Consider the following 1,218-nt stretch of genomic DNA (forward strand, 5'->3'; position numbering starts at 1 on the left):
ATGGTGAATGTATCGCCATCCTCGAACAGGTGGTCGAAATCGGCGGCGGGATCAAAGGCGTCGGGCATGTTGTAATAGTCACGCCAGAGCTCTGCGATCTCTGTCACCTTTGCCCCGATGGCATTGGGCTTGTTCAACCGCTGTTTTAGCACGTGCGAGGCCATGAGATGGTCCGCATGGGGGTGCGTGTCGAGGATCCATTCGATCTCGTAGCCCGCGGCTTCCGCGTGGCGCAGGACGGTATCGACATGCTGCGTGTCAGTCGCCGCACTTTGTGGGCTGAAGCCCAGAACCACGTCGATCACCGCCGCTTTTGAGGTCGCCGGATCAGCCACCAGATATTGGATGCTGCCGGTATCGTCATCGTAAAAGCCGGTCACTTCAGGGGAACCGGGGCCGGTCGAGGGGCTGGTGCGCGAAAACTTCATATTCAAATCCTCCTATATGACAATTCAACACGTGCCACCGGCTTGAGTTCCACTGCCTTCGCCCCAAAAGCAAAAGGGGCGGCGCATTGCTGCACCGCCCCTTGGTTTGTCGCCTGTCGCGTGATCAGTCGATCAGCGGCAGCAGCTTGTCGAGGCTCGCCTTGGCGTCGCCGTAAAGCATCCGCGTGTTGTCCTTGAAGAACAGCGGGTTCTCGATTCCGGAATAGCCTGTCCCCTGCCCGCGTTTGGACACGATGACGTTCTTGGCCTTCCAGCATTCCAGAACCGGCATACCGGCGATGGGGCTGTTGGGGTCGTCCTGTGCGGCAGGGTTCACGATGTCATTGGACCCGATCACGATCGCCACGTCGGTTGACGGGAAATCATCGTTGATCTCGTCCATCTCCATCACGATGTCATAGGGCACTTTGGCCTCGGCCAGCAGCACGTTCATGTGACCCGGCAGACGCCCCGCAACGGGGTGAATGGCGAAACGCACGTTCTTGCCTTTTGCCCGCAGCTTTTTGACCAGCTCGCTTACCGCTTGCTGTGCCTGCGCGACCGCCATGCCGTAACCGGGGATGATGATGACGCTGTCGGCCTCGTTCAGCAGGGTGGCAACACCGTCAGTGTCGATCGCAACCTGCTCGCCCTCGACCTCCATCTGCGGACCGGATGTCCCGCCGAAACCGCCGAGGATCACGCTGACGAACGACCGGTTCATCGCCTTACACATGATGTAGGATAGGATCGCACCAGACGAGCCGACCAGCGCGCCCACGACGATCAG

Annotated in this window: 2 protein-coding genes; both read right to left on the reverse strand. The window is 59.8% G+C overall.

Annotation, left to right across the window (positions count from 1 at the left end; genetic code table 11):
- Positions 1 to 428 (reverse strand): MBL fold metallo-hydrolase (locus tag B3849_RS01955; protein ID WP_349678127.1); only part of this gene is annotated, 428 nt, incomplete at its 3' end.
- A gap of 124 nt (positions 429 to 552) precedes the next feature.
- On the reverse strand, positions 553 to 1,218 hold a 666-nt coding region (locus tag B3849_RS01960; RefSeq protein WP_286779742.1), incomplete at its 5' end, for an NAD(P)(+) transhydrogenase (Re/Si-specific) subunit beta.

The organism is Sulfitobacter sp. UBA4523 (assembly GCF_002388305.1).
Classification (GTDB): domain Bacteria; phylum Pseudomonadota; class Alphaproteobacteria; order Rhodobacterales; family Rhodobacteraceae; genus Sulfitobacter; species Sulfitobacter pontiacus.